General features: G+C 45.0%; 3 protein-coding genes. 2 read left to right on the forward strand and 1 reads right to left on the reverse strand.

The genetic code is table 11. The features are described 5' to 3' along the window. Positions 1-213: 213 nt before the first annotated feature. A complete protein-coding gene (locus ACUVXA_RS20225; protein ID WP_445873098.1) occupies positions 214-462 on the reverse strand; it encodes a hypothetical protein in 249 nt (82 codons plus the stop codon). A gap of 447 nt (positions 463-909) precedes the next feature. Between ACUVXA_RS20225 and ACUVXA_RS20230 the strand changes: the two genes are divergently transcribed. Both ACUVXA_RS20230 and ACUVXA_RS20235 read left to right on the forward strand, forming a co-directional pair. Continuing rightward, a complete protein-coding gene (locus ACUVXA_RS20230) occupies positions 910-1,287 on the forward strand; it encodes a hypothetical protein (protein ID WP_445873099.1) in 378 nt (125 codons plus the stop codon). A gap of 141 nt (positions 1,288-1,428) precedes the next feature. After that, the gene (locus ACUVXA_RS20235) at positions 1,429-1,596 is read left to right on the forward strand and encodes a hypothetical protein (protein WP_445873100.1); all 168 of its coding nucleotides are present in this window, start codon (positions 1,429-1,431) and stop codon (positions 1,594-1,596) included. The last annotated feature ends 446 nt before the right edge of the window (positions 1,597-2,042 follow it).

The raw sequence follows: 2,042 nt of genomic DNA on the forward strand, positions 1-2,042 counted from the left end.
AGACCGGAAGCCTTTCTACACACCGGAAAACTTACCAGACCCATAGAAAGACTCCACCGCTGGGTACGGCTTGAGGGAACTGTCCGCGGGTCACAGTCATCCACGTGGTGTCGAATATTCTGAATGGTTTTTTCTCCCTTCTGGTTAACAGGTTTCCGAATTTCTCCACCAGCGTTTTTATGAGCTTGGCGAGGGCTTCGGTGTCCAGGCTGTTTATGTAGTCGGACAGGCTGGAGAGGGTGACTGGTTCCATGCCTGTGAACCTTTTCGTTCTCCTGTTCTTGGTCGTGGATTGGAGTTCGCGTAGTGGCACTTTTTTTCCCCGATGAGGGTGAGAACTGCGAGTTCAATGAAGTGTCTGAAGTGGATTTTCTTAGCGTACCTGTCTAGGTGGTATTGTTCGGCGTGTGCGTCGATTACGTTTTTTGGGAGGAAGCCGAAGAACTGGCACAACTTGTCCATTCTGTAGACTGAGCGGAGAAGCTCGCACCACCGGTGGTTGTGGCTATCCCTTGAACGTGAAGTTGTTTTCATATCTTATCCCTAAAAATAAGCGCTCATAAAGAGACAAAAAACTTACCCAAAAAATCTTCCGAACATTATTGCATCGGAACCGGGTTGAAGGGAAACGAATATCCACTTTTACTCACAGAGCTCCTCCCAGATAGAAGTGAATGGACTGGCTCGCCGGGAACACTCCACAGCTTTCAGCGTTCTCCTATCTTATTACCTGCGAGCAATCAATTTTTCAAAACGAGTGTTTTGCTCCATTGGATACTGGGATTTGAGAGACCATTTTCGCACCGGACCCCCCCTTGGGTTTTGAAGCGGATTAAGTTTGGTGGAAAGCGATAAATAACACGAAAATTAATAATAATGTAGAGAGTGAGTGGATAAAGTGGTTAGGCGATGAGTGAAAGAGATGCTCCCGATGAAGAATGGTCCGAGAAGGACATATTATCCCTAATTGAGGAAACCCTTGGTAGAACCAGCGAAGAGGCTAGACAAAAAAGAGTAATCGGCTTGGACGAACTAAGCAGAAGAGAGATTAAGAACGTGGAGCGGGCCGCAGATGTTTTGATCTCGGTGGCCAGAGAGCATGGCAACCATTACCCCGAATCTGAAATAGTCACCCAAGTGCTCTCCAACCTAGCAGACTCCAGTGGAGAGGTGTTTCGAAAGCTTGCAGCCGAGTTAGGGAAGGGTGAACCCAGCCCACTACTACGCTGCATCCTGAAAATAATCCGAAACCCCGAAGCAGAAAAGGAAATAATTAACCGAAAATAGTTTCTAAGAAAGTGATGAATAATGCTGGACAGAATACGATTGAAAAAAGTAAGGTAATAGTTATTTCTACTATACCGTGCTGTTTTTGTGCCTACTTAGTACAGTATAGTTTTGCTTCAAAAAGGTGAGCCCATTGCAAATATGCACAAGTCGACTGTCATTGCATCCAATGTAATGCCTGTGATTTTGGGCCTGGATTTCGTACTTTATGGGCCAACCGAGGACTGCAAAAACGTCTTTCCAGCCGCCTACGCTATAAACTTAACACACAAATACACGTTCAGAGCGAAGGATTTACTCAAGATTTAATGGCAACATTTGAAATTGCCCCAAAGGGCGGAACCCTATCACACTTTTCGACTCTCTTCAAAAAGGTTCATTATCACCTTTTAATCCTTGGAAAAGGGAGGGGTGGATGCCGTGGTAATTTCATTCTCGTGGAGCAGGACAGCAGAAAATTGTCCTCGGACCAATGCGAGGGGGATTAGGATGAAAAGAGGATTAAAAAATCGTTTCCCACGGCACCCATGAATAATGAGATAATAATTGTATATAGGTTTTTCCGTAAACACACATTTTCGCATAGAAAGTACAAATGCGCACATAGCATACCGTGCAAGTTGACTCAGGAAAGCTTCCACAACAGGGGCACAGACGCCTCATCGTTACGGGATTTAGAGGCTGAAGACTACCTCTCACTTAAACAGTATCCCCGCTTTATTAACTGTTTTTCTATTCTGTTAATTGTCAGTTTA

The organism is Candidatus Jordarchaeum sp., from assembly GCF_052745115.1.